The sequence below is a fragment of the Flavobacterium agrisoli genome (genome assembly GCF_016522065.1).
Lineage (GTDB): Bacteria > Bacteroidota > Bacteroidia > Flavobacteriales > Flavobacteriaceae > Flavobacterium > Flavobacterium agrisoli.
This window is the reverse complement of the sequence record NZ_JAEHFV010000001.1, coordinates 866,432-888,508: the sequence shown is the minus strand read 5'-3', so window position 1 is coordinate 888,508 and position 22,077 is coordinate 866,432. Positions and strand designations below refer to the sequence as shown.

The window sequence follows — 22,077 nt, the reverse complement described above, 5'->3', positions numbered from 1 at the left end:
GAATAGTTTAAGAAATGTTGCTAATTTGCGTTTCAATTAATTGAATGATTATGCAAAAACAATTGGATGCAGTTAAAGAATTTCATACTGCTTTTAAAATAGGTTACCAACAAAATCCTACGGCCGATTTGGGTACGGTTAAAAATTTACTTCGATACAATTTAATGAAAGAAGAAAACGAAGAATATTTGGAAGCAGTGCAGAATAATGATCTAGTCGAAATTGCCGATGCCTTAGGCGATATGATGTATATTTTGTGCGGAACCATTATCGAACATGGTTTACAAGATAAAATTGAAGCTGTTTTTGATGAAATTCAGCGTAGTAATATGAGTAAATTAGGCGAAGATGGTCAGCCCATTTATCGTGAAGATGGAAAAGTAATGAAAGGACCAAATTATTTTAAGCCCGATTTTTCTAAATTGATATAAAAAAGATAGGGATTTTCAAATTTGAAAATCCCTATCTTTTTTTAAGTATACAATTAATATTTATTCTACTTTTACAGTCCAACCAAAAGTATCTTCTGATAATTTATTTTGCAAACTGGTAAGTTTCTCTTTTAGTAATTCTGCGTAAGAATCAGCTGGTTTTGTCATTTCGTAATATTCATCTTTATATGAAAAACCTTTTATAGGACTAATAACAGCTGCAGTTCCCGCTCCAAAAATTTCTTTTAAAGAATCGTTTTTGGCAGCCTCAACCAATTCAGAAGCCAAAACCGAACGAACTTCCGTTTTAATTCCTTCTTTTTCGGCCATAGCTAATAAACTTTTACGCGTTATACCATCTAAAATACGCTCACTTGTTGGAGCAGTTAACAAGGTGTCATTTATTCTAAAAAACACATTCATTGTCCCTGCTTCTTCTAATTTAGTGTGGGTGGCATCATCGGTCCAAATAATTTGCTGAAAACCATCTTTATTTGCTAGTGTCGTTGGATAAAACTGTCCAGCGTAATTTCCAGCCGCTTTTGCAGCACCAATTCCGCCGTTAGCGGCTCTACTGTAATGCTCGGCAATTACTACTTTTACTTCGCCAGCATAATAAGCTTGTGCTGGGGATAAGATAATCATGAATTTGTATTCATCAGAAGGATTTGCAACTACACCAGCACCGGTTGCAATCATAAATGGACGAATGTACATGCTACTCCCATTTCCTTTTTGAACCCATTTAGCATCAATTTTTAATAATTCGTTCAAACCTCCAATAAAAATTTCTTCTGGTACCTCAGGCATTGCCATACGGGTAGCAGAGCTATTAAAACGTTTGAAATTTTCGTCTGGACGAAATAACCAAATAGCATCGTCTTCATCTTTATACGCTTTCATTCCTTCAAAAATAGCTTGACCATAATGAAAGACTTTAGCAGATGGGTCTAACGAAAATGGGGCATACGGCTTAATGACCGGTGTTTGCCATGCTCCATTTTTAAAATCACATTCAAATAAATGGTCTGTAAAAACAGCACCAAAGCTTAAGTTGTCAAAATCTACCGAATTTATTTTTGAAGTGGTAGCCTTTGTAATTTCGATTTTGTTTGTTAGAGTTATACTCATGGTAAAGTGTTGTTAATGTGCTATTTAATCGTATTAACGAATTGTTTAAGAGGATATGTTAGTAAATATTTACACAACATAACTGCAAAATTAAATAAAAAATACATATTTGCTTGCCAAAATGATAGATTTTAAAGCAATTAACTGCGATTTATTTATTTTTTAAAATTCGATTCGAAACCCTGCTTTTTTATATCATATTTTCGAAATATCTCTTTTTTTTTAACGCATACGCATTTGATTTGTTTAAATTTGGATATAATTAAACAAAAAACGACCCTTTTTATTGTGAAAAGAGAAATTATACAAACCTCCGATGGTTCAACCACTATTCATTTACCCGACTGGGACGAATGTTATCATTCTAAACACGGTGCGATTCAAGAAGCGAAACATGTTTTTATTAAAAACGGATTATCTTTATTTAAGGTAAAAGCCATTTCTATTTTAGAGATTGGATTTGGAACGGGACTTAACGCATTTATTACTTTTTTAGAAGCTCAAAAAATCAATCAAAATATTGACTATGTTGGAGTAGAGGCTTATCCTGTTTCTGCAGAAGAGGTGGTAAAATTAAATTATGTACAGGAATTAAATGCGGAAGATTTTAAACATAATTTTCAATTGATGCACGATTCAAATTGGGAAGAAAAGACAGCTATAGCCCCCCATTTTTCCCTTATTAAAAGAAAACAATTTTTTGATACCATTAGGGATGAAGAAGCTTTTGATTTGATATACTTTGATGCTTTTGGTTTTCGGGTGCAACCGGAATTATGGAGTACCGAAATTTTTAGAAAAATGTATGTTGCTTTAAAACCAAATGGTGTTTTAGTTACTTATGCTGCTAAAGGAGTTGTTAAAAGAAGTATGTTGGAAGTAGGATTTATCGTAGAAAAACTAGAAGGACCGCCTGGCAAAAGAGAAATGCTTCGGGCAACTAAAAAGGCTTGATTTTAAAGCTACTGAGGTGTTTTTTTGTTGCACAATTATAATTAAGAAAACGTATTCGTAAAAACAAAATGAAAAAATAATGTTAAAAAAACCGTGATTATTTTAAAAACTTTTTATTTTTACTACTAATTAAAATAATAAGATAACCCCGAAATCTTAAGTTATTATGTCTAAAATGATGTTTGATTACACGAAATCAATACTTGAAAGAGTAAGTTTCGACCCGGTGCTTTTTTGTAAAGAATTAGAAAAAGCTATCAAAACACTTTTACCTTACGAAATGGAATTGTTGCAAGAATGGCTATTGAGTTTTACAACTGAAAAACCAGAATTAAAAGAATGCTTATTGTTAGTAAAGTTATAAAATATAGAAAGGAGTCTCTAAAGGGCTCCTTTCTTATTTTTTAGATAACGGACTGATTATTTGTACGTTTTGAAATACGATAGCACCTTTGATTACACCAGCAATAGTACTTCGTAAAGCATCTATAATTTGCATTTTTAATTCTGTTTTAGGGAAAATTAAACTCACTTCTCTGGCTGGTTTTGGTTCGGCAAAATGGCGAAGTTTTTTCTGGTCATTTTCTTTTAAATCGAGCGTATGTAAGTACGGTAATAAAGTAGTTCCTAAACCTTCATCGGCTAATTTTATAAGTGTTTCAAAACTACCACTTTCTATTTGAAAATTCTTTTGATCGGTAGTGTTTGCCGTTTTGCATAAATTTAAAATTCCATCTCGAAAGCAATGTCCGTCTTGTAAAAGCAAAATTTCACTCACATCCAAATCATTTATGGTAATTTCTTCTTTTTGGAACGAGCTATGACTTTCGGGTATATAGGCTACAAAAGGTTCAAAATACAATACAATTTCTTTTATTTTTTCATCTTCCAATGGTGTGGCGGCAATAGCAGCATCTAAATGACCATTTTTTAATTTTAAAATAATTTCATCTGTATTTAATTCTTCAATGAGTAATTTAACCTTCGGATATTTTTTAATGAAATTATTTAAAAACATCGGTAATAAAGTGGGCATTATAGTGGGTATTATTCCCAATCTGAATTCACCACCAATAAATCCTTTTTGTTGCTCTACAATGTCTTTGATTCGGTCGGCTTCGTTTACTATATTTTTGGCTTGAGAAACAATTTTTTGACCAATTTCGGTAAGTTGAATGGGTTTTTTAGTTCTATCAAATATCAAAATGTTCAATTCTTCTTCAATCTTTTGAATTTGCATACTCAATGTGGGTTGGGTTACAAAACATTTTTCGGCAGCGAGAGTAAAATTTTTATATTCGGCTACTGCCAGTACATATTGCAATTGTGTAATGGTCATATTGATAGATTTTTATGATGCAAAAATAATAAAATATCATTTTTAATTATATGTTTTTGAGTTTAGTTTCCTTAAATTTGTAATTATTACTAAAAATCGCATAAAATATCCACACTATGAAAACAAATATATTAGGATTACCCGTAAAGGAATCGGAGGAAATGGTTAAAGAATTAAACATTTTATTAGCTAATTTTCAGGTGTATTACCAAAATTTAAGAGGAATTCATTGGAATATTAGAGGAAAACGTTTTTTCGAATTACATGTGAAATTTGAAGAACTTTATACCGATTCGCAATTAAAAATTGATTTAATAGCCGAGCGTGTGCTAACAGTAGGAGGTACGCCATTGCATACTTTTGAAGATTATATTTCTGAGAATAAATTAAAAGTTGGTAAAAATATTTCGAAAGATGAAAAAGCGGTTCAATTGATTGTAGATTCGTTAACCGATTTACTTAAAATTGAAAGAGTAATTTTGGAAAAATCAGACGAAATTAACGATGAAGGAACCAATTCTATGATGAGTGATTTTATCGCTGAGCAAGAAAAAACGATCTGGATGATGCAAGCTTGGTTAGAAAACGACTTGTAAAATTTGGTATTTTAGTTATAAAAAGAGGTTTTTACGCAAAACCTCTTTTTTATTTTTTTTAAATAGTGTTTTTAGTTAATGGTTTGCCGCTATTTTTTTATCAAAATCAATACCTTGTTTTTTCAGCGTTTTGCTGGCACTCCAAGCATAAAAGGCTAAATAAGCAAAACAAAATACACCAACTACATAACTAAATTGAATACCGATACTTTCGGCTACCATACCTTGAAAAACGCTTACAAATCCACCACCCATAATCATCATAATCAAAAAGTTACTTCCTTGACTGGTATTTTTTCCTAAGCCACTAACTGCTAAGGTGAAAATACAAGGCCAAAGGGTACTGCAAAATAATCCTACGCTGGTAAAGGCATATACACTAACAATTCCGGTAGTAAACATTCCGATTAATAAAGCCACAATGCCACAAAAAGAAAAAATCAATAACATTCGGGCAGGATTTCCTTTACTAGCCATATCAGCAGCAATTAAAACCAAAATAATTAATCCGTAAATATAAAAAGGAGTTAAATCGTGATTAGCAATGGCGTTTACTGCTAAAAAGATACCAAAAGCCAAATAAGGAGCAATAAAACGCAGTATTTTTTGTAGGCTTAAATCGTTTGTAAAAGCTTCAACAGCTCCTGTCCAACGCCCAATCATTAAACTCGCCCAATACAGCGAAATATAAGGCGCTACGTCTTTGGTTAAAAAGCCTAGTTTACTTTCCATATATGCCGGTAAATTACTAGCAGTTGATACTTCTACGCCCACATATAAGAAGATTGCAATCATTCCCATGATCAATTGTGGGTATTGTAAAGCTGAATTTTTATTAATACTTCCTTGGGCTAATTCCTCTTCTACAATAAGTTCTGGTTTATCGGGTAAAGAAGAGAATTTAAGAAAAATAGCAACCAAAAGAAACGCCAATCCTAAGACCAAATACGGAATTTTAACACTTTCAATGCTCGCTGTACTAGTAGCGTTGGTATGAGGTCCAAAAATGGCAAAACTTACAATTAACGGACCAATAGTCGTTCCGAAATTATTAATACCGCCAGCAAGTGTTAAACGTTGCGATCCCGTTGCAATAGGGCCTAAAGCAATAGCAAGTGGATTGGCGACTGTTTGTTGCAACGAAAAACCTAAACCTACAATAAACAATCCGCTTAGCATTAAAGTAAATGATCCTGTGTTGGCTGCGGGATAAAATAATAAAGTTCCTAATGCTGAAATGATTAATCCGCACGAAAGACCATTTTTATAGCCAATTTTATTGATTAAGTCTTCTTTTAAAACAAACGAAATACCCATATAAATTAAAGAACCTACTGTGTAAGCAATATAAAATGCAAAAGCTACTAATTGACTTTCGCCTTGTGAAAGGTTAAATGCTGTTTTGAAAACCGGAATCAGAATGTCGTTACTAGCGGCTACAAATCCCCAAAAGAAAAATACGATTACTAACGGGATAAATTGCCCCCATTTGGTTTGTGCATTGGTTGAATTCATAATAGAATTGGTTTAGTTTTTTAAATTTTTTAGTTTTTAGAAGAGCGTAAATATATTTGTTCAACTTTTTAAAAAAAAATTTAAACCTATAAAAATTGCGGATTTTAAACCAACGACATGTTTTTTTCAACAATGTGTTATTTTTTTGAAGTATAAAGAAATAATTATTCGAAAATTTTTGTTTTTACCTCTTTGCTGTAATTTCGACCTATAGGTAAAGTGAAAGAAGCAATTTGGATTCGGTTACCTTCAATTGATTTTACTTTATCTGTAGCTATTAAATACGATTTATGAATGCGCATAAAACGATCGGTCGGAAGTTCGTCTGTTAAAGCCGTTAATGATTTGTGCGTGATGTAGGTTTTTTCGGGAGTAATTACTTTTATGTATTCTTTCATCCCTTCTACAAACAAAATTTCGTCGATGTTTATTTTAATCATTTTTTTATCGACTTTTATAAAAATATGCGGTTCTACGCGGTGACTTTCAATTTTAATATTGTGTTTCAGTTGGTATTCGGTGGTAATTTTGTTGATGCATTTTATGAAACGTGGCAATGGTATGGGTTTTACCAAATAATCTAGAACATCCAAATCGTAACTTTCGGCAGCAAATTCTCTAAAAGCAGTCGTAATAATAACTTTGGTTTTACTTTCAATTAAATGAATAAGCTCAAAACCAGTCATCATGGGCATGTTAATATCTAAAAAAACAGCATCAACCAAATTAGAATTGATAAACTCCAAGGCTTCAAGGGCATTATTAAACGTGCCTATTACTTCAAAATCGGTAAAATTTGCAAAGTAATTTTCTAAAACTTTTATGGCTAACGGTTCATCGTCAACTAAAACACATTTAATCTTCATTCGTAATGGGTATTTGTAGGCGTATTATAAAAAAATTAAACTTTATTTTTTGTTCAAAAACAAAATCGTCTTTAAAAAGCAGTCGCAATCTCTTTTTGGTATTTTGTAAACCAATGCCCTTTTTTTCTTTTAAATTGGGTGAAAATACAAAATTATTTAAGATTTCAAAATCGAGTTTTTGATCGGGCGTAATGCTGCAATTGATTTTTATTTTTAAATTTTCGTTTTGATAGCCACCGTGTTTAAAGGCATTTTCGATAAGGGAAATGTAAATTAAAGGCGGAACCAAAACAACATCAATATTAGATTCGATATTAAAAGAAACCTCAACATTTTTAAACCTCAATTTTTCAATTTCGATGTAATTTTGAATGTAATCTATTTCTTTAATGAGAGGAACCCATTTGGTATTTTGAATATCATATAAAACATATTCCATTAACCCCGATAATTTTAAAATCACGTCCGGTACTTTATTAGAAGATTCTAATGATAAAGCATATAAATTATTTAAAGTATTAAAGAAAAAATGCGGTTGCATTTGATTTTTTAGGTATTTCAATTTTATTTTGAGTTGGTTTTCACGTAATTCTCGGTTGCGTTCTCGTTCTTTCAACCAAGTCAAAGTTAAATATACCGATGACGCCATAGCAAGTACATACAATTCGCCAATGCAAACGGCAATAATGTGATTAATGTCAAAAGGATGGTATTCATTATTGGCTTCAGGCCAAATATCTTCCGAAATTAAATAATAGGTTAAACTCGTTTTTAATAAATAAACCACAAAAAGGGATAGTACTAAATAAAGGGCGTATTGCGTGTATTTTGATTTTAAAACATATTTAGGTACTAAGAAGAATAAATTGAAATAAACCAAGGGAATGTGCAACGAAAATTCGACCAAATTTGATTTGAATGAATATAGATAATCTTCAAAATAGGCTCCCCAACGTAAAAAATTCAAGATAAAATAACCGCCCCAAAACCACAAATGATTTTGGAGTTTGATATCGAACTTCATTTCTTTAAATTTTCCCAATTTATGATAATGTTAACGTAGTTCGTAAAAAGTTTGTAGTTTTAAAGCTAGTTGAAACAAGGTCGAAATGTACATATTTTTAAATAATTATTCGCTTTTTTTTAAATTCCTTGCTTTATATTTTAGATATAACGTTTTCGTAAAACGCATTATTGATTGAAAAATGCTGTTTGTTGAAAGAAGGATGCTGTTGGTATAAATTATTTTTTTTAAGAATGCGTTAACAATACATTTACACCATAACTAACAAAATAAATAAACATGAAAAAAATTCTCTTAATCTTTATGATGGCTTTTACTGCGCAAGTTTCGCTTGCTCAAGTAAAAAGTATCAAAGGGGTGGTAACAGATGCTGATGGAATGCCTTTGCCAGGAGCTTCCATTGTTGTAAAAGGAAATACAACGGGTGCTGCTACCGATTTTGATGGAACTTTTACCATCGAGGCTACAAAAGGTCAATCTTTGGTTTTCTCTTATGTAGGTCTAGAAACACAAACTGTTGTAGTAGGTGACGCAGCTGTTGTAAATGTACAGTTACTGCAAGGTGCTACAAATGCTCTTAATGAAGTAGTCGTAACTTCTTTAGGTATTAAAAAGACAAGAAAATCGTTAACGTATGCCGCTCAGGAACTGAAAGGGGAAGAGCTTACACGTGTGAAAGATGCCAACTTAATTAATACAGTAGCCGGTAAAATTGCTGGAGTTGCTGTAACAAAGAGTTCTTCTGGAGCAGGTGGTTCTACTAAGGTAGTTATTCGTGGTAATTCGTCTTTCACAAACAACCAACCTTTGTATGTAATAGATGGTATTCCTTTAGTTAGCTCTGGAGCTGCTCAACCCAACGGCACGTTTGGAGATTTAGCAGGAGGTAACCGTGATGGAGGTGATATTACTTCATTAATTAATCCCGATGATTATGAAGGAATGACGGTTCTTAAAGGTGCGGCGGCTTCAGTATTATATGGTTCTCAAGGAGCTAATGGTGTTATTTTGCTTTCTTCTAAAAAAGCAAAAGCTGGTTCTGAAACCTTTAATGTTAATTCGGTAACCAATTTTGATTCTGCTGCTTATTTACCAGAATTTCAATCCGATTATACTTCAAATGAAGGAGACGCAAGATCTTGGGGAGCTAAACAAAAAGTAGAAGGTGATATCAAAGATTTCTTTAATACCGGTGTTACTCAAATTACGTCTATGTCTTTCTCTAAAGCTACCGAAGGTAATTCAACTAGTTTAACGTATGCCAATACAAATGCTTCGGGAATTATGCCTGGAAATCATTTAAAGAAAAATAACTTTGGAATTCGTCAAACTGGTAAATTTTTTCAAGATAAATTAAGCGTTGCTGTAACAGGTAATTACGTGGTTCAAGAAATTGACAACAGACCCGTAAATGGTTTGTATTTTAACCCAATTGCCGGAGTTTATTCTCATCCAAGAGCTTTTAGTTTAAATGATTTGAAGAATTATGAAATTTATGATCCGGTAAGAAATATGATGAAACAAAATTACCCAGGATTTGCTGCTGTAAACGAAAGTAACGAGAATCCGTACTGGCAAATTAACAGACAAAAATCGGTTGATAGCAATAATTTCTTTAACGGTGCAATTGCGTTAGATTATAAAATTGCAGATTGGTTTCACTTAACTTCAAGATATAGTTATAATAGAAGTGAGGGTAATTTTCAAAAAGAAATGTTTGCTACATCTGCCACTTCAATTGTGCATGCCAATGGTCGATTTATAAATTCAACGTTAACAAGTTCTCAAAATTACGCCGATTTAATTGGTCTTATTGATACAAACATATCTGAAAATTTTTCTTTTAACGGAACAATTGGTGCTAGTATTAATAATGGTAAAAGCGCAGGTGTAAATCTTGACTCTGGAATTGGTGCTGGTTTGGTTTATGCTAACATTTTTACTTTAGGAAATTTTGTTAATAATTCAGGAAATGTACAAACAGCTTACCAAAGAGAGGTTCAGTCTGTATTTGCTGCAACTACTTTTGGGTACAAAGATTATTTGTTTTTAGATGCTGCTGCTCGTAACGACTGGTCATCTACATTAACAAATACTGATAATCCAAGTTTCTTTTATCCATCTGTTGGTCTTACAGGTATTCTGAGCGAAATGTTTACAATGCCAGATGTTATCAGTTTTGGGAAAGTTAGAGCTACTTATGCTCAAGTGGGTAACGATATTTCGGCTTATATTACAAACCCAACAGTATCTATAGTGGCAGGTAGTATTGTGCCAACTAGCGGACCAATACCAGGAACTACTTTGAAACCGGAGTTAAAATCGGAGTTTGAGTTAGGTACCGAATGGAGATTCTTTAACAATCGATTTGGATTCGAATTGTCGTACTATAATTCAGAAACAAAAAATCAGTTAATGCAAATTCCAGCAGCATCAACAAACCTTAACGGATATGTAAATTATTTCATCAACGCAGGAAGTATCACTAATAAAGGTTTTGAAGCTGTTGTTTATGCAGACATTATCCAAAATGATAAATTCAGTTGGAATACCAATCTAAATTATTCTCAAAACAAAAGTACTGTAAATGATATTCCGGCAGATCAAGGAGAAGGAGGAAGAATTACACTTACAGACCCAGGATCTAATTCATACCGATTCTCATTAATCGAAGGAAGACCTTTTGGAGTAATTGAAGGTTATAATTTTAAAAGAGATGATCAAGGAAGAATATTAGTTAATAGTGATAATACAATTCAAAGAACAGATTGGGAAGAAGTTGGAAATGCTAATCCTGATTTTATGTTAGGTTGGTCAAATACTTTCAAAATTGGATCATTTACAGCAAATGTTTTAATTGATGGTCGTTTTGGAGGCGAAGTTTTAAGTTTGACACAAGCTATCAACGATCAAAATGGAGTTTCAAAAGCAACGGGTGATGCTAGAAATGCCGGAGGAGTTCAAATTAATGGTGTGAATGCAACAACTGGAGCACCTGTAACAACAATGGATGCGTTTACTTATTACACGCAAACTGCAGGAAGAAACGGAGTATCTGGAGAGTATGTATACGATGCAACGAATGTTAGTGTAAGAGAGGTTTCGGTAGGATATACTTTTAAGAGAGATAAATTACCTTTAGTGCAGGCGGCAACAATCTCATTAATTGCTAGAAACTTATTCTTTATCTACAAAGATGCACCTTTCGATCCAAACGTTGCATTAAGTACAGGAGAAGGTTTGCAAGGAGTTGATGTATTTGGTTTACCATCAACAAGAAGCATTGGTCTTAATTTAAACTTAACTTTCTAATCTTACAATCATGACAATAAATAAATTAAAAAGAACAGCAATTTGCTTCTCTTTACTTGCAGCGTTTAGTTGTACAGATAATTTCGAGGAGATAAATACAAACCCAGAAGGTGCTACCACAGGGCAAATTGAGCAAGATTACAACAATATTAAAAGTTTGTTTAAACCTTCTTTTAGTAGAATGTATATTTCAGATATTACTTGGCAATATCAAATACAACAAAGTTTACAAGCCGATGCTTGGTCCGGTTATATGATTACACCAGTTCCTTTTGGACCTCTAAATAATTATGATTATGCGCTAAATCCGGGATGGAATTACTATGCATGGGATGTCGCTTATTTAGATGTTATTTCGAATATGTATAAAGTAAAACAAAGGGCTGAAGGTAAATTTGATCAATTTTATGCATGGTCATTGATTATAAAAGTGGCGCAAATGCAAAGAATAACCGATATGTATGGACCAGCTGTTTATTCTAAATTTGGTGATTTAGGAGCTGTTCTTTACGATTCTCAAAAAGATATTTACACCCAAATGTTTAAAGATTTAGACTTTGCAGTGGAAGAATTGACTAAAAGAGTTAACGCTGGTGAAGCCTCGAGTTTTAAAGGAACAGATTTATCTGTTTATGACGGAGATTATTCACAATGGATTAAGTACGCTAACTCACTTCGTTTAAGAATGGCAATGCGTGTTGTGAAAGCCGATGCTGCATTAGCAAAAACGGAAGCCGAAAAAGCAGTGTCACATTCTATAGGTGTTTTCAAAACAAATAGCGATGTGATGAATGTAAAACCATCTGTTAATTTAGAGGTTATTGATGTAATGAGTCACTCTTGGGTTGGCCTATTTATGGGAGCCGATATGCAATCTATTCTAGGAGGGTATGAAGATCCTCGAATTGCTAAATACTGGAATACTGCAGAAATTACTCCAGGACAATACGCTTCGGTTAGAACAGGCGTTACCTATCCATCTGGAACATCGTATGCTAAATTTTCACAAACAGGACCAAGAACAAAAAATGGTCTAGTTACTTGGATGACTACGGCAGAAGTATATTTCTTAAGAGCCGAAGGTGCTTTAAGAGGATGGAATATGGGTGGTACTGGTAAAGAATTGTACGAGGCAGGTATTGCAGCATCTTTTGAGCAAAATGGTGTTAGTGGAGCCGCTGCTTATTCTGCAGATAATACTAAAAAAGCATTGGATTACGTAGATCCATTGTTCCCTGCAAATAATACGCCAGCCGTTTCTAAAGTTACAGTGGCTTGGGGTACTACCAATGAAGAAAATCTTGAAAAAATTATCACCCAAAAATGGATTGCTACCTATCCTGATGGTCAAGAGGCTTGGTCGGAGTTTAGAAGAACAGGTTATCCAAAATTATTCAGAATTGCGAACAACAAAAGTGGTGGCGTAATCAGCACTGAATTAGGTGTACGTAGATTACCATTTGCGCAAACTGAGGTTGCAAATAACCCTAAAGGGGTTGAGTCTGGAGTTGCGGTATTAGGAGGTCCAGACAACGGGGCTACACGTTTGTGGTGGGATGTTAACAAAGCTAACTTCTAAAAACAAATAATAAATAAATGGCACAAGCATACCACGTTGCTTGTGTCATTTTAAAAAAGATCAATCTTTATATACTTTTATAAAAACAATACAATGAAAAGTGCTTTAGATATACAACCGGATATTAGCTATAAAAGTGCTGGTAAATTTGAGGAAACGCGTTACGAAAAAATTCATAACGAAATTTTTAAAAATTCTGCCGAAGCTTCTAAAATTGTGGCTCAGGAAATCGCACAGTTAATACGTACTAAACAAGAAAAAAATAAAATGTGTGTGCTGGGGTTAGCCACAGGTTCTTCGCCCATAAAGGTTTACGAAGAATTGGTTCGGATGCACAAAGAGGAAGGTTTAAGTTTTAGCAACGTAATTACTTTTAATTTGGATGAATATTATCCAATGTCGAAAGAAAACAATCAGAGCTATCATTATTTCATGCACGAAAATTTATTCAATCATATTGATATTAAACCCGAAAATATTAATATCCCGGATGGCACCATCGCTATCGATGAATTAAATCAGTATTGTATTGATTATGAAATGAATATAAAGAATGCTGGTGGACTCGATTTTCAGTTACTCGGAATTGGTCGTACGGGACACGTGGGTTTTAACGAGCCTGGTTCGCACATCAATTCAGGAACTCGAATCATAACACTGGATCATATTACCCGAGTAGATGCTTCTTCGGCTTTTAACGGAATTGATAATGTGCCTAAACGTGCCATTACAATGGGGGTTTCTACAATTTTACGTTCTAAACGAATTGTGTTATTGGCTTGGGGACAAAACAAAGCCGATGTCATTAAACGCACTATTCAAGGGGATATTTCATCCGAAGTTCCGGCTACTTTTTTACAAAATCACAACAATGCCACTTTTGTTTTAGACCAATCGGCTGCTTCCGAATTAACTCGATTTAAAACACCTTGGTTGGTGGGCGAATGTTTATGGAACGAAGAGTTAAAACGAAAAGCTATTGTTTGGTTGTGTGAAAAGACAAAACAATCTATTTTAAAATTAACCGACCGCGATTACAACAATAACGGAATGTCGGATTTACTGGCGCAAGAAGGTTCGTCGTATGATTTGAATATCAATATGTTTAATGTCTTGCAACACACCATTACCGGTTGGCCAGGAGGAAAACCCAATACCGATGATTCGCATCGTCCGGAAAGAGCCAATCCTGCTCAAAAAAGAGTGATTTTGTTTAGTCCGCACCCCGATGATGATGTCATTTCTATGGGCGGAACATTTTCAAAATTAATCAAGCAAGGACACGATGTACATGTTGTTTATCAAACTTCAGGAAACATTGCTGTTACTGATGATGAAGCTTTAAAATTTGCCGAAGTTTGCAACGATTTTATCGGCGAAGATGCGTCGGGAATTAATTTTAAAGAGGTAATTCAGTTTCTAAATAATAAATCGGAAAATCAAATAGATTCTCTAGAAGTTCGAAAATTAAAAGGTTTAATTAGAAGAAGAGAATCGTATGCTGCTGTTCGTTATATTGGATTAAAAGATGAAAATGTACATTTTTTAGATTTGCCTTTTTATGAAACTGGTCAGGTAAAAAAGAATCCTCTAGGCAAAGCCGATATTGCCATTGTAAAAGACATTATCGATCAAATTAAACCGCATCAAGTTTTTGCTGCTGGTGACTTAGCCGATCCGCATGGCACGCACGAAGTTTGTCTTAATGCGATTTTTGCTGCTTTAAAAGAATTAAAATCACAACCTTATATGAAAGATTGTTGGCTTTGGCTTTACCGAGGCGCTTGGCACGAATGGGATATTCACGAAATTGATATGGCCGTTCCGTTAAGTCCTTCAGAAGTATTGTTAAAACGTCATGCTATTTTATTTCACCAATCGCAAAAAGACCGCGTGATGTTTCAAGGAAATGATTCTCGCGAGTTTTGGGTGCGTGCAGAAGATCGAAATAAAAACACGGCCATTTTATACGATGATTTAGGTCTTGCCGAATATGAGGCCATCGAAGCTTTCAAACGCTTTGATTATTAAGAGAAAACTCAAAATTCTATATTGCTAATTCAGAGCGGTTTTTCTATTGTGAGATTACCGTTAAACCGTTCTGTTTTATTTTTTTAAAGAATGCTTGTATCCATTTTCGTTTTCGAACGATTAAAAAAAAGATAAAATGAAACAATTCATTGCCTTACTTTTCGTTGGGGTTTTGGCCACTGCTCAAGTCAAAAAAGAGCAATTAAACCTAATGCCTTGGCCTCAAAAAATAACTGTAAATGAAGGGAATTTTCTACTTGCCAAAAATTTTAAAGTTAATATTACGGGTCAGCAAAATGACCGTTTATGTGCTGCTGCCACACGTTTTTTACGCAGATTAGACGGTAGAGTGGGCTTGTTTTTCGAACAAGGATTTATTACGAAAACCAATGAAGAACCCCTTGCGCAATTGCAAATTAATTGTAAATCGGTAGGGAAAATTGGTTTATACGAAGACGAAAGTTATTACCTCAAGATACAAAACAACAGCATTGTGATTAATGCTACGACCGATTTGGGCGCTATGCATGCACTCGAAAGTTTATTGCAATTGCTTCAAAATAACGGAACGGATTTTTATTTTCCGAATACCGAAATATCCGATCTTCCTCGTTTTACTTGGCGAGGTTTAATGATAGATGTTGCGCGTCATTTTCAGCCTGTTGATGTAATTAAGCGCAATTTGGATGCAATGGCCGCTGTAAAATTGAACGTTTTTCATTGGCATTTGGTCGACGATCAGGGTTGGCGAATTCAAATGAAAAAGCACCACAAATTAACTGATGTTGCTTCGGATGGTCTTTTTTATACACAAGAAGAAATTAAAGCAATTGTAAAATATGCTGAGGAGCGTGGTATAATGATTATTCCCGAAATTGATGTTCCGGGTCATGCCACGGCTATTTTAACTGCTTATCCCGAAATTGGTAGTAAAGTGATTCCGATTACAGCTAATAATATCGAAAAAAATGTCAATGCTTCTGGGTTTCAAACCTATACTGTAGAACGAAATTCGGGTATTTTTACACCCACTTTAGATCCTACCAATCCGAAAACCTATCAGTTGTTAAGCGAAATTTTTGATGAGGTTTGTCCGTTGTTTCCGGGAGCTTATTTTCACATTGGTGGCGATGAAAATGAAGGTAAAGATTGGGATGCTAATCCGAAAATTCAGGAATTTAAAAAGAAAAACAACATTAAAACCAATCATGATTTGCAAACATATTTCACTATGAAATTGGTGCCGATGCTTAAAAAACACGGCAAACAATTAATGGGTTGGGAAGAAATCATGACTAAAGACATGTCGAAAGACGCGATTATTCACGCTTGGCGAGGGCCAAATGAAGGTGTTCCCGCTGGAAAATCATTACTTGATGCGGCTCAAAAGGGGTATAAAACCGTACTTTCAAATGGATTTTATGTGGATTTGATGCAGTCTGTGGATTATCATTATTTAAATGAACCCATTCCGGGAAATGTTAGCTTGACAGAGGATGAACGCGCTCGGATCTTAGGAGGTGAAGCCACAATGTGGACCGAATTGGCAACTCCTACAACATTAGATTCGCGACTTTGGCCCAGAACAGCAGCCATTGCCGAAAGATTATGGTCGCCTAGAGAGGTTACCGATTTAGAGAGCATGCACAAACGACTAGTTGAGGTATCTTTTAGATTAGAAGAATTAGGTGTAACGCACATCCGAAATAAAGAAGTTTTACTTCGAAACATAAGCAATAATCAAGATACTAGTGCTTTGAATGATTTTTCTAATGTTTGCGAACCATTAAAAATTTATTCTCGTAACAAAGGAGGAACCGAATACCAAACGTATTCTCCTTTTACTCTTTTTGCAGATGTTTGCGTTCCCGATGCTACCGATGCGGTTGCTTTTTCAAAAGCTGTAGCTGATTATCAAAAAACTAAATCCGAAGCTGATAAAACCATTTTAAAAGGGTATTTAGAAAAATGGGTGGCTTTACATGATCGTTTGCAAACAACGAGCCAACAAGCTCCCTTAGTAAAACCTTTGCTTCCTTTGGCCGCAAACCTGAGCAATGCCTCTAATGAACTGTTGGTTTATTTGGATAATCCGGCAAAAAGTAATTTAAAAAGTTTAGAAAACCGTATTGAAAAGTGTAATACAAAAGAATATGCCGATGTGGAATTGGCTGTTTATGAAAGTTTTAAAAAATTAGTTCGCTAATTTAAAGATAGTTAATTCAAAAATTGAAAACGTTTCGAGTTAAAATTGAGTTTGGTTATTTGTGTTTTAATTTGGTTTTGTATTTTGAATTGAGTTAGTTTCTTTTAATTTGTTATTTGGTTTGTTTTAAGAAACTAACTGTAAAAACCTGGTCAATTGGCCAGGTTTTTTTGTTTACGCATTTTCCTGATTCAGGAAATTCACTATTTAGTGAATTAAATACCATTTCAAAAAGACATTATATAAAAGTTCTTAAAAATTGTGTAAAATAAAAAGCTTACGTTAAGAGTAATTTAGCCATTATTAATCATAAAAAAATAAACAAAATGAAAAAGAGAAATTTAATTTTAGCCCTAATAGCATTCATCGGAATTTTTGCAATCTCATGTAGCAATGATGATAACGAAGGAGAAACGTTAGCCCCAATTCAAGGAAAATGGTTGAAATCTCAACAAGGAATCATAGTTAATGGTGAAGAACAATTAACCGATGTTGGAGAAAATCCAGGTTGCGACAGAGATTATATGGATTTAAGAGCAAGTAACGTTGTTGTATTTGGTACATTTAATTCGTTAGATGGTTCATGTGATGAAACTGTACTTGAGGGTGTTTATGCACGATCACATAATAATTTGACAACTACTGTTGGTGGAGTTTCTACAACACAAGACATTGTGAACTTGACAGTTGACGAGCTTAAAGTAAAAGATAATTTAGGTGTTATTACCGTTTATAAAAGATAGTTTTTATTTACGTTTTTCTTAAATAAAAAAATCCGAAGGTATTTATACTTTTCGGATTTTTTTCTTTTATTAAGTTTTGGTAAGCCTACTGCTTTTGGTTTTTGAATTATAAATTCTATATTGCTATCGAAATTTTATAAACCTAATTTTAATTAAGATAGATGCAAACTTCAAAATTTACAAGATATGCCATCATAGCTTTGGTAGTCTTATTTATTGTCATTAGCGTAATTAGCTAATTTGTTTCAAAGCCTTCTGCAATTCAGAAGGTTTTTTTATTTGCGATCATTTTTTAGAAATCGGAAGAGCACTAAATAAGTCCGTAAAAATTCGTACTTTTGCACAAAATTTTAATAAAAGACATTCATGTTAACAGTCAATAATTTATCAGTTCAATTTGGTAAACGTATTTTGTTCGACGAAGTAAATACTACCTTCACTCATGGTAATATTTACGGAGTTATTGGTGCCAATGGTGCCGGAAAATCAACTTTTCTTAAAATCATTTCGGGCGATATGGATCCAACTTCGGGTCATGTGCATTTGGAGCCAGGTAAACGTATGTCGGTTTTAAACCAAAACCACAATATGTTTGATGAGCATACGGTTTTAGAAACAGTAATGATGGGAAACAAAGTACTGTATGCTGTAAAAAAAGAAATGGATGAATTGTATTTGGATTATAATGATGCCAACGCCGATAGAATTGGAGAATTGCAAGTTCAATTTGAAGAAATGAACGGTTGGAATGCCGATTCGGATGCTGCGTCGTTATTGTCAAATTTAGGAATTAACGAAGACAGTCATTATACTTTAATGGCGGATATGGAAGGTAAAATGAAAGTACGCGTGCTTTTGGCCCAAGCTTTATTCGGAAATCCAGATGTATTAATCATGGATGAGCCTACCAACGACTTGGATTTTGAAACCATTGCTTGGCTAGAAAATTTCTTAGCCAATTACGAAAATACAGTTATTGTAGTATCACACGACCGTCACTTTTTAGATGCCGTTTGTACCCATATTTCGGATATTGATTTTGGTAAAATCAATCATTATTCTGGAAACTATACTTTTTGGTACGAATCGAGTCAGTTAGCCGCTAAACAACGTGCACAACAAAACAAGAAAGCCGAAGAGAAAAAAGCCGAATTGGAAGAATTTATTCGTCGTTTTAGTGCGAATGTGGCCAAATCAAAACAAGCGACTTCTCGTAAAAAAATGATTTCGAAACTAAATATTTCAGAAATTAAACCTTCGAGTCGTCGTTACCCAGCGATTATTTTTGATCAAGAGCGCGAAGCGGGAGATCAAATCTTAAACGTTCAAAATTTAAGTGCTTCTCTTGAAGGAGAACTTTTATTTAAAGATGTGGATTTGAATATGGCCAAAGGTGATAAAATTGTACTTTTTTCTAAAGATTCTCGTGCTACAACTGCTTTTTACGAAATTTTAAATGGAAAACAAACGGCTGATTCGGGTACTTACGATTGGGGAATTACCACCAATCAAGCTTATTTACCTGCAGAAAATCACGAATATTTTCAAAATAACCTAAACTTAGTCGATTGGTTGCGCCAATGGGCAAAAACAGAAGAAGAACGCGATGAAGTTCACATTCGTGGGTTTTTAGGAAAAATGATTTTTTCTGGCGAAGAAGCCTTAAAAACCAGTAATGTATTATCAGGAGGAGAAAAAGTACGCTGTATGATTTCGCGCATGATGATGGAACGTGCTAATGTTTTGATGTTAGATGAACCCACAAATCACTTAGATTTGGAGTCAATCACGGCATTCAATAATTCATTGAAGAATTTTAAAGGATCGGTAATTTTTACCACTCATGACCACGAATTTGCGCAAACAGTAGGTAATCGTGTAGTGGAATTAACCCCAAATGGAGTAATCGATCGTTACATGACTTTTGATGATTATCTGGACGATGAAAAAATTCAAGAATTAAGAAAGAAAATGTATTCTTAAATCTTTTCAAATTAAAACAAGAACTCCTAAATACGAATTTGTTATTTAGGAGTTTTTTTTAGTTCTATTTATTACCGCCAAACAGTTTGCTAAAGGCAAAAATAAGTACCCCAATAATGGCAATTACTATAAATATACCAACGCCCATTCCAGCCTTAAAAATGCCGCCCACAATTTCGCAGCTTGTGAAAGTAAAAAGTACCGTTAAAAGTAAAAGTATTCTGGTTGCTATTTTTTGCATGATTTCTAGATTTTAAGTTAGTTCTTTTGTTATAATAAAAGTACTTCAAAGCGTAATGCCGTAGTTTATACAATTTTCCGATGTTGTTGTATTATTCGAAGTAACGTCAGTTTTAACTGTAATTTTTAATTCCTATATTTCTAAAGGTTATAAAACTGATTTTGTATATTTGCACAACCAAACATTTCACTTTACTATGAGTCAAAAAGTATTACTTAATTCAAAAGAAGTTACCATCATACTACATCGTTTGGCTTGTCAATTAATAGAGAAACATCTCGATTTTTCGGATACGGTTTTAGTAGGCATACAACCTAGAGGCGTTTTTTTAGCCGAAAGATTAAAGCAAATTTTAGAAAACGAATACCAAACTCCCGAAATTACATTGGGTTATTTGGATATTACCTTTTTTAGAGATGACTTTAGAAGAACCGAAAAACCTTTAGAAGCAAATAAAACCAAATTAAATTTTATTGTCGAAAACAAAAAAGTCATTTTTATTGATGATGTGTTGTTTACCGGGCGTAGCATTCGTTCGGCTTTAACGGCTATTCAATCTTTTGGGCGACCTTCCGAAATAGAGTTGCTCGTTTTAATTGACCGTCGTTTTAGTCGAAATTTACCCATTCAGCCCGATTATCGCGGCCGACAAGTAGATGCTATTAATGGCGAAAAAGTAAAAGTAAGTTGGAAAGAAAATGAAGGTGAAGATGGTGTTTATTTGATTACCAGTTAATAGTAAAACCTCTTTTTCAACATAAAATAAAATCATAAGCGTAAAAAAATGAAAGAATTAAGCGTAAATCATTTGTTAGGAATTAAATACATCAATGAAGCTGATATTAACCTAATTTTTGAAACTGCCGATCATTTTAAAGAAGTCATCAACCGACCAATTAAAAAAGTTCCTTCATTACGCGATATTACCATTACCAACATTTTTTTTGAAAACAGTACCCGTACCAAACTTTCTTTTGAGTTGGCACAAAAAAGACTTTCGGCAGATGTAATTAGTTTTTCAGCAGCACAATCTTCTGTAAAAAAAGGCGAAACCCTTATTGATACCGTAAATAACATTTTGTCTATGAAAGTAGACATGGTAGTAATGCGTCACTCTAATCCGGGTGCTGCTTATTTTTTATCGAAAAATGTAAAAGCTAGCATTGTAAATGCCGGAGATGGAGCGCATGAACATCCTACACAAGCGCTTTTAGATAGTTATTCTATTAGAGAGAAATTAGGCGATGTGGCCGGAAAAAAAGTCGTTATTGTAGGCGATATTTTGCATTCAAGAGTGGCGCTTTCTAATATTTATGCCCTGCAAATGCAAGGTGCCGAAGTAAAAGTGTGTGGTCCTAAAACCTTAATTCCGAAATATATTGAATCGCTTGGTGTAAGTGTCGAATCGAATTTGCGTAAAGCTTTAGAGTGGTGTGATGTTGCCAATATGCTACGGGTTCAAAACGAACGCATGGATGTTAATTTTTTCCCTTCAACGCGCGAATATTCGCAACAATACGGCGTAGATTTAGATCTTTTAAATTCTCTCAATAAAGAAATTGTCATCATGCATCCTGGCCCAATAAACCGTGGAGTAGAAATTACCTCCGAAGTAGCCGATTCTGATCATTCGGTTATTTTGAATCAAGTAGAAAATGGTGTGGCAATTCGTATGGCAGTTATCTATCTTTTGGCTTCAAAAATTCAATAATTTTAAAAAAAATAAAGTAACTTAGCGTTTCTTGTCAATTCGTAGGTGTAATTTATAATTCTGTAAAGTTATGAAAGTAGATCAAAAAGGACATACCATTACAATTAAGAATACCGAAGGAGATTTTACGGCTTTTTTGATGAAAATTACGCATCAATACAAAACTTTTGAAGGGCATAATTTAATTATTGATTTGTTGCCTCATACTAACGTTGATTTAAAACAAATTGTACTGTTTACACCCTTATCAAAACAACACAAAAAAGCAAAAAAATCTTTTGTAATTACAGCAAATAATATCGATTTTAATGCTGTGCCTTCCAAACTAACTGTTGTGCCTTCCTTATTAGAAGCGCACGATATTATCGAAATGGAAGAAATTGAACGGGATCTTGGATTTTAATTTGAATTTAAA

General features: G+C 33.8%; 19 protein-coding genes. 13 read left to right on the top strand and 6 right to left on the bottom strand.

Annotation, left to right across the window (positions count from 1 at the left end; all coding sequences use genetic code 11):
• The first annotated feature begins 50 nt into the window (after positions 1–50).
• Positions 51–431 carry a pyrophosphohydrolase domain-containing protein gene (locus tag I5M07_RS03765; protein WP_200104855.1) on the top strand — a complete coding sequence of 127 codons (381 nt, stop codon included), beginning with the start codon at positions 51–53 and terminating at the stop codon, positions 429–431.
• 60 nt (positions 432–491) lie between these two features.
• Here the strand turns inward: I5M07_RS03765 and I5M07_RS03760 are convergent, their stop codons facing one another.
• Complete coding sequence (locus tag I5M07_RS03760) at positions 492–1,562, bottom strand: branched-chain amino acid aminotransferase (RefSeq protein WP_200104854.1); 1,071 nt, start codon at positions 1,560–1,562, stop codon at positions 492–494.
• 288 nt (positions 1,563–1,850) lie between these two features.
• On the opposite strand from I5M07_RS03760, the gene mnmD reads away from it, so the two are divergent.
• Together mnmD and I5M07_RS03750 are read left to right on the top strand one after the other, a co-directional pair.
• Entirely contained in the window at positions 1,851–2,516 is a 666-nt protein-coding gene (mnmD, locus tag I5M07_RS03755; RefSeq protein ID WP_200104853.1) for a tRNA (5-methylaminomethyl-2-thiouridine)(34)-methyltransferase MnmD, read from the top strand.
• A 166-nt stretch (positions 2,517–2,682) separates the two neighbouring features.
• Complete coding sequence (locus I5M07_RS03750) at positions 2,683–2,880, top strand: hypothetical protein (RefSeq protein WP_200104852.1); 198 nt, start codon at positions 2,683–2,685, stop codon at positions 2,878–2,880.
• A gap of 33 nt (positions 2,881–2,913) precedes the next feature.
• Here I5M07_RS03750 and I5M07_RS03745 read toward each other — a convergent pair whose 3' ends face one another.
• Entirely contained in the window at positions 2,914–3,855 is a 942-nt protein-coding gene (locus I5M07_RS03745; RefSeq protein ID WP_200104851.1) for a LysR substrate-binding domain-containing protein, read from the bottom strand.
• Positions 3,856–3,971: 116 nt separating this feature from the next.
• On the opposite strand from I5M07_RS03745, the gene I5M07_RS03740 reads away from it, so the two are divergent.
• Positions 3,972–4,451, top strand: coding sequence for a Dps family protein (locus I5M07_RS03740; RefSeq protein ID WP_200104850.1), 480 nt, complete (start codon positions 3,972–3,974; stop codon positions 4,449–4,451).
• A gap of 75 nt (positions 4,452–4,526) precedes the next feature.
• Here the strand turns inward: I5M07_RS03740 and I5M07_RS03735 are convergent, their stop codons facing one another.
• From I5M07_RS03735 to I5M07_RS03725, 3 genes are all read right to left on the bottom strand, one after another.
• Entirely contained in the window at positions 4,527–5,966 is a 1,440-nt protein-coding gene (locus I5M07_RS03735) for an MFS transporter (RefSeq protein ID WP_200104849.1), read from the bottom strand.
• 164 nt (positions 5,967–6,130) lie between these two features.
• A complete protein-coding gene (locus I5M07_RS03730; protein WP_200104848.1) occupies positions 6,131–6,832 on the bottom strand; it encodes a LytR/AlgR family response regulator transcription factor in 702 nt (233 codons plus the stop codon).
• Positions 6,822–7,856 (bottom strand): sensor histidine kinase, encoded by a 1,035-nt coding sequence (locus tag I5M07_RS03725; RefSeq protein ID WP_394369035.1) that lies wholly within the window; start codon positions 7,854–7,856, stop codon positions 6,822–6,824. Before I5M07_RS03725 ends, I5M07_RS03730 begins: the two co-directional genes overlap by 11 nt.
• A gap of 279 nt (positions 7,857–8,135) precedes the next feature.
• Between I5M07_RS03725 and I5M07_RS03720 the strand changes: the two genes are divergently transcribed.
• From I5M07_RS03720 to I5M07_RS03695, 6 genes are all read left to right on the top strand, one after another.
• Positions 8,136–11,168, top strand: coding sequence for a SusC/RagA family TonB-linked outer membrane protein (locus I5M07_RS03720; RefSeq protein ID WP_200104846.1), 3,033 nt, complete (start codon positions 8,136–8,138; stop codon positions 11,166–11,168).
• Between the two features lie 10 nt (positions 11,169–11,178).
• Positions 11,179–12,747 carry a RagB/SusD family nutrient uptake outer membrane protein gene (locus I5M07_RS03715; protein WP_200104845.1) on the top strand — a complete coding sequence of 523 codons (1,569 nt, stop codon included), beginning with the start codon at positions 11,179–11,181 and terminating at the stop codon, positions 12,745–12,747.
• Between the two features lie 93 nt (positions 12,748–12,840).
• Positions 12,841–14,778 (top strand): glucosamine-6-phosphate deaminase, encoded by a 1,938-nt coding sequence (nagB, locus tag I5M07_RS03710; protein WP_200104844.1) that lies wholly within the window; start codon positions 12,841–12,843, stop codon positions 14,776–14,778.
• Between the two features lie 136 nt (positions 14,779–14,914).
• A complete protein-coding gene (locus I5M07_RS03705) occupies positions 14,915–16,984 on the top strand; it encodes a beta-N-acetylhexosaminidase (protein WP_200104843.1) in 2,070 nt (689 codons plus the stop codon).
• 326 nt (positions 16,985–17,310) lie between these two features.
• Positions 17,311–17,727, top strand: a complete 417-nt coding sequence (locus tag I5M07_RS03700; RefSeq protein WP_200104842.1) for a lipocalin family protein — start codon at positions 17,311–17,313, stop codon at positions 17,725–17,727.
• Positions 17,728–18,093: 366 nt separating this feature from the next.
• Positions 18,094–19,710 (top strand): ABC-F family ATP-binding cassette domain-containing protein, encoded by a 1,617-nt coding sequence (locus tag I5M07_RS03695; RefSeq protein WP_200104841.1) that lies wholly within the window; start codon positions 18,094–18,096, stop codon positions 19,708–19,710.
• Between the two features lie 64 nt (positions 19,711–19,774).
• Here I5M07_RS03695 and I5M07_RS03690 read toward each other — a convergent pair whose 3' ends face one another.
• Positions 19,775–19,951, bottom strand: coding sequence for a hypothetical protein (locus I5M07_RS03690; protein WP_200104840.1), 177 nt, complete (start codon positions 19,949–19,951; stop codon positions 19,775–19,777).
• A gap of 196 nt (positions 19,952–20,147) precedes the next feature.
• Here I5M07_RS03690 and pyrR point away from each other — a divergent pair, with 196 nt between their 5' ends.
• The 3 genes from pyrR (at position 20,148) to I5M07_RS03675 (ending at position 22,065) form a co-directional block, all read left to right on the top strand.
• Positions 20,148–20,687 carry a bifunctional pyr operon transcriptional regulator/uracil phosphoribosyltransferase PyrR gene (pyrR, locus tag I5M07_RS03685; protein WP_200104839.1) on the top strand — a complete coding sequence of 180 codons (540 nt, stop codon included), beginning with the start codon at positions 20,148–20,150 and terminating at the stop codon, positions 20,685–20,687.
• A 48-nt stretch (positions 20,688–20,735) separates the two neighbouring features.
• On the top strand, positions 20,736–21,662 hold the full coding sequence (locus I5M07_RS03680; protein WP_200104838.1) for an aspartate carbamoyltransferase catalytic subunit: 927 nt from the start codon (positions 20,736–20,738) through the stop codon (positions 21,660–21,662).
• Between the two features lie 70 nt (positions 21,663–21,732).
• The gene (locus I5M07_RS03675; protein WP_200104837.1) at positions 21,733–22,065 is read left to right on the top strand and encodes a ribonuclease Z; all 333 of its coding nucleotides are present in this window, start codon (positions 21,733–21,735) and stop codon (positions 22,063–22,065) included.
• The last annotated feature ends 12 nt before the right edge of the window (positions 22,066–22,077 follow it).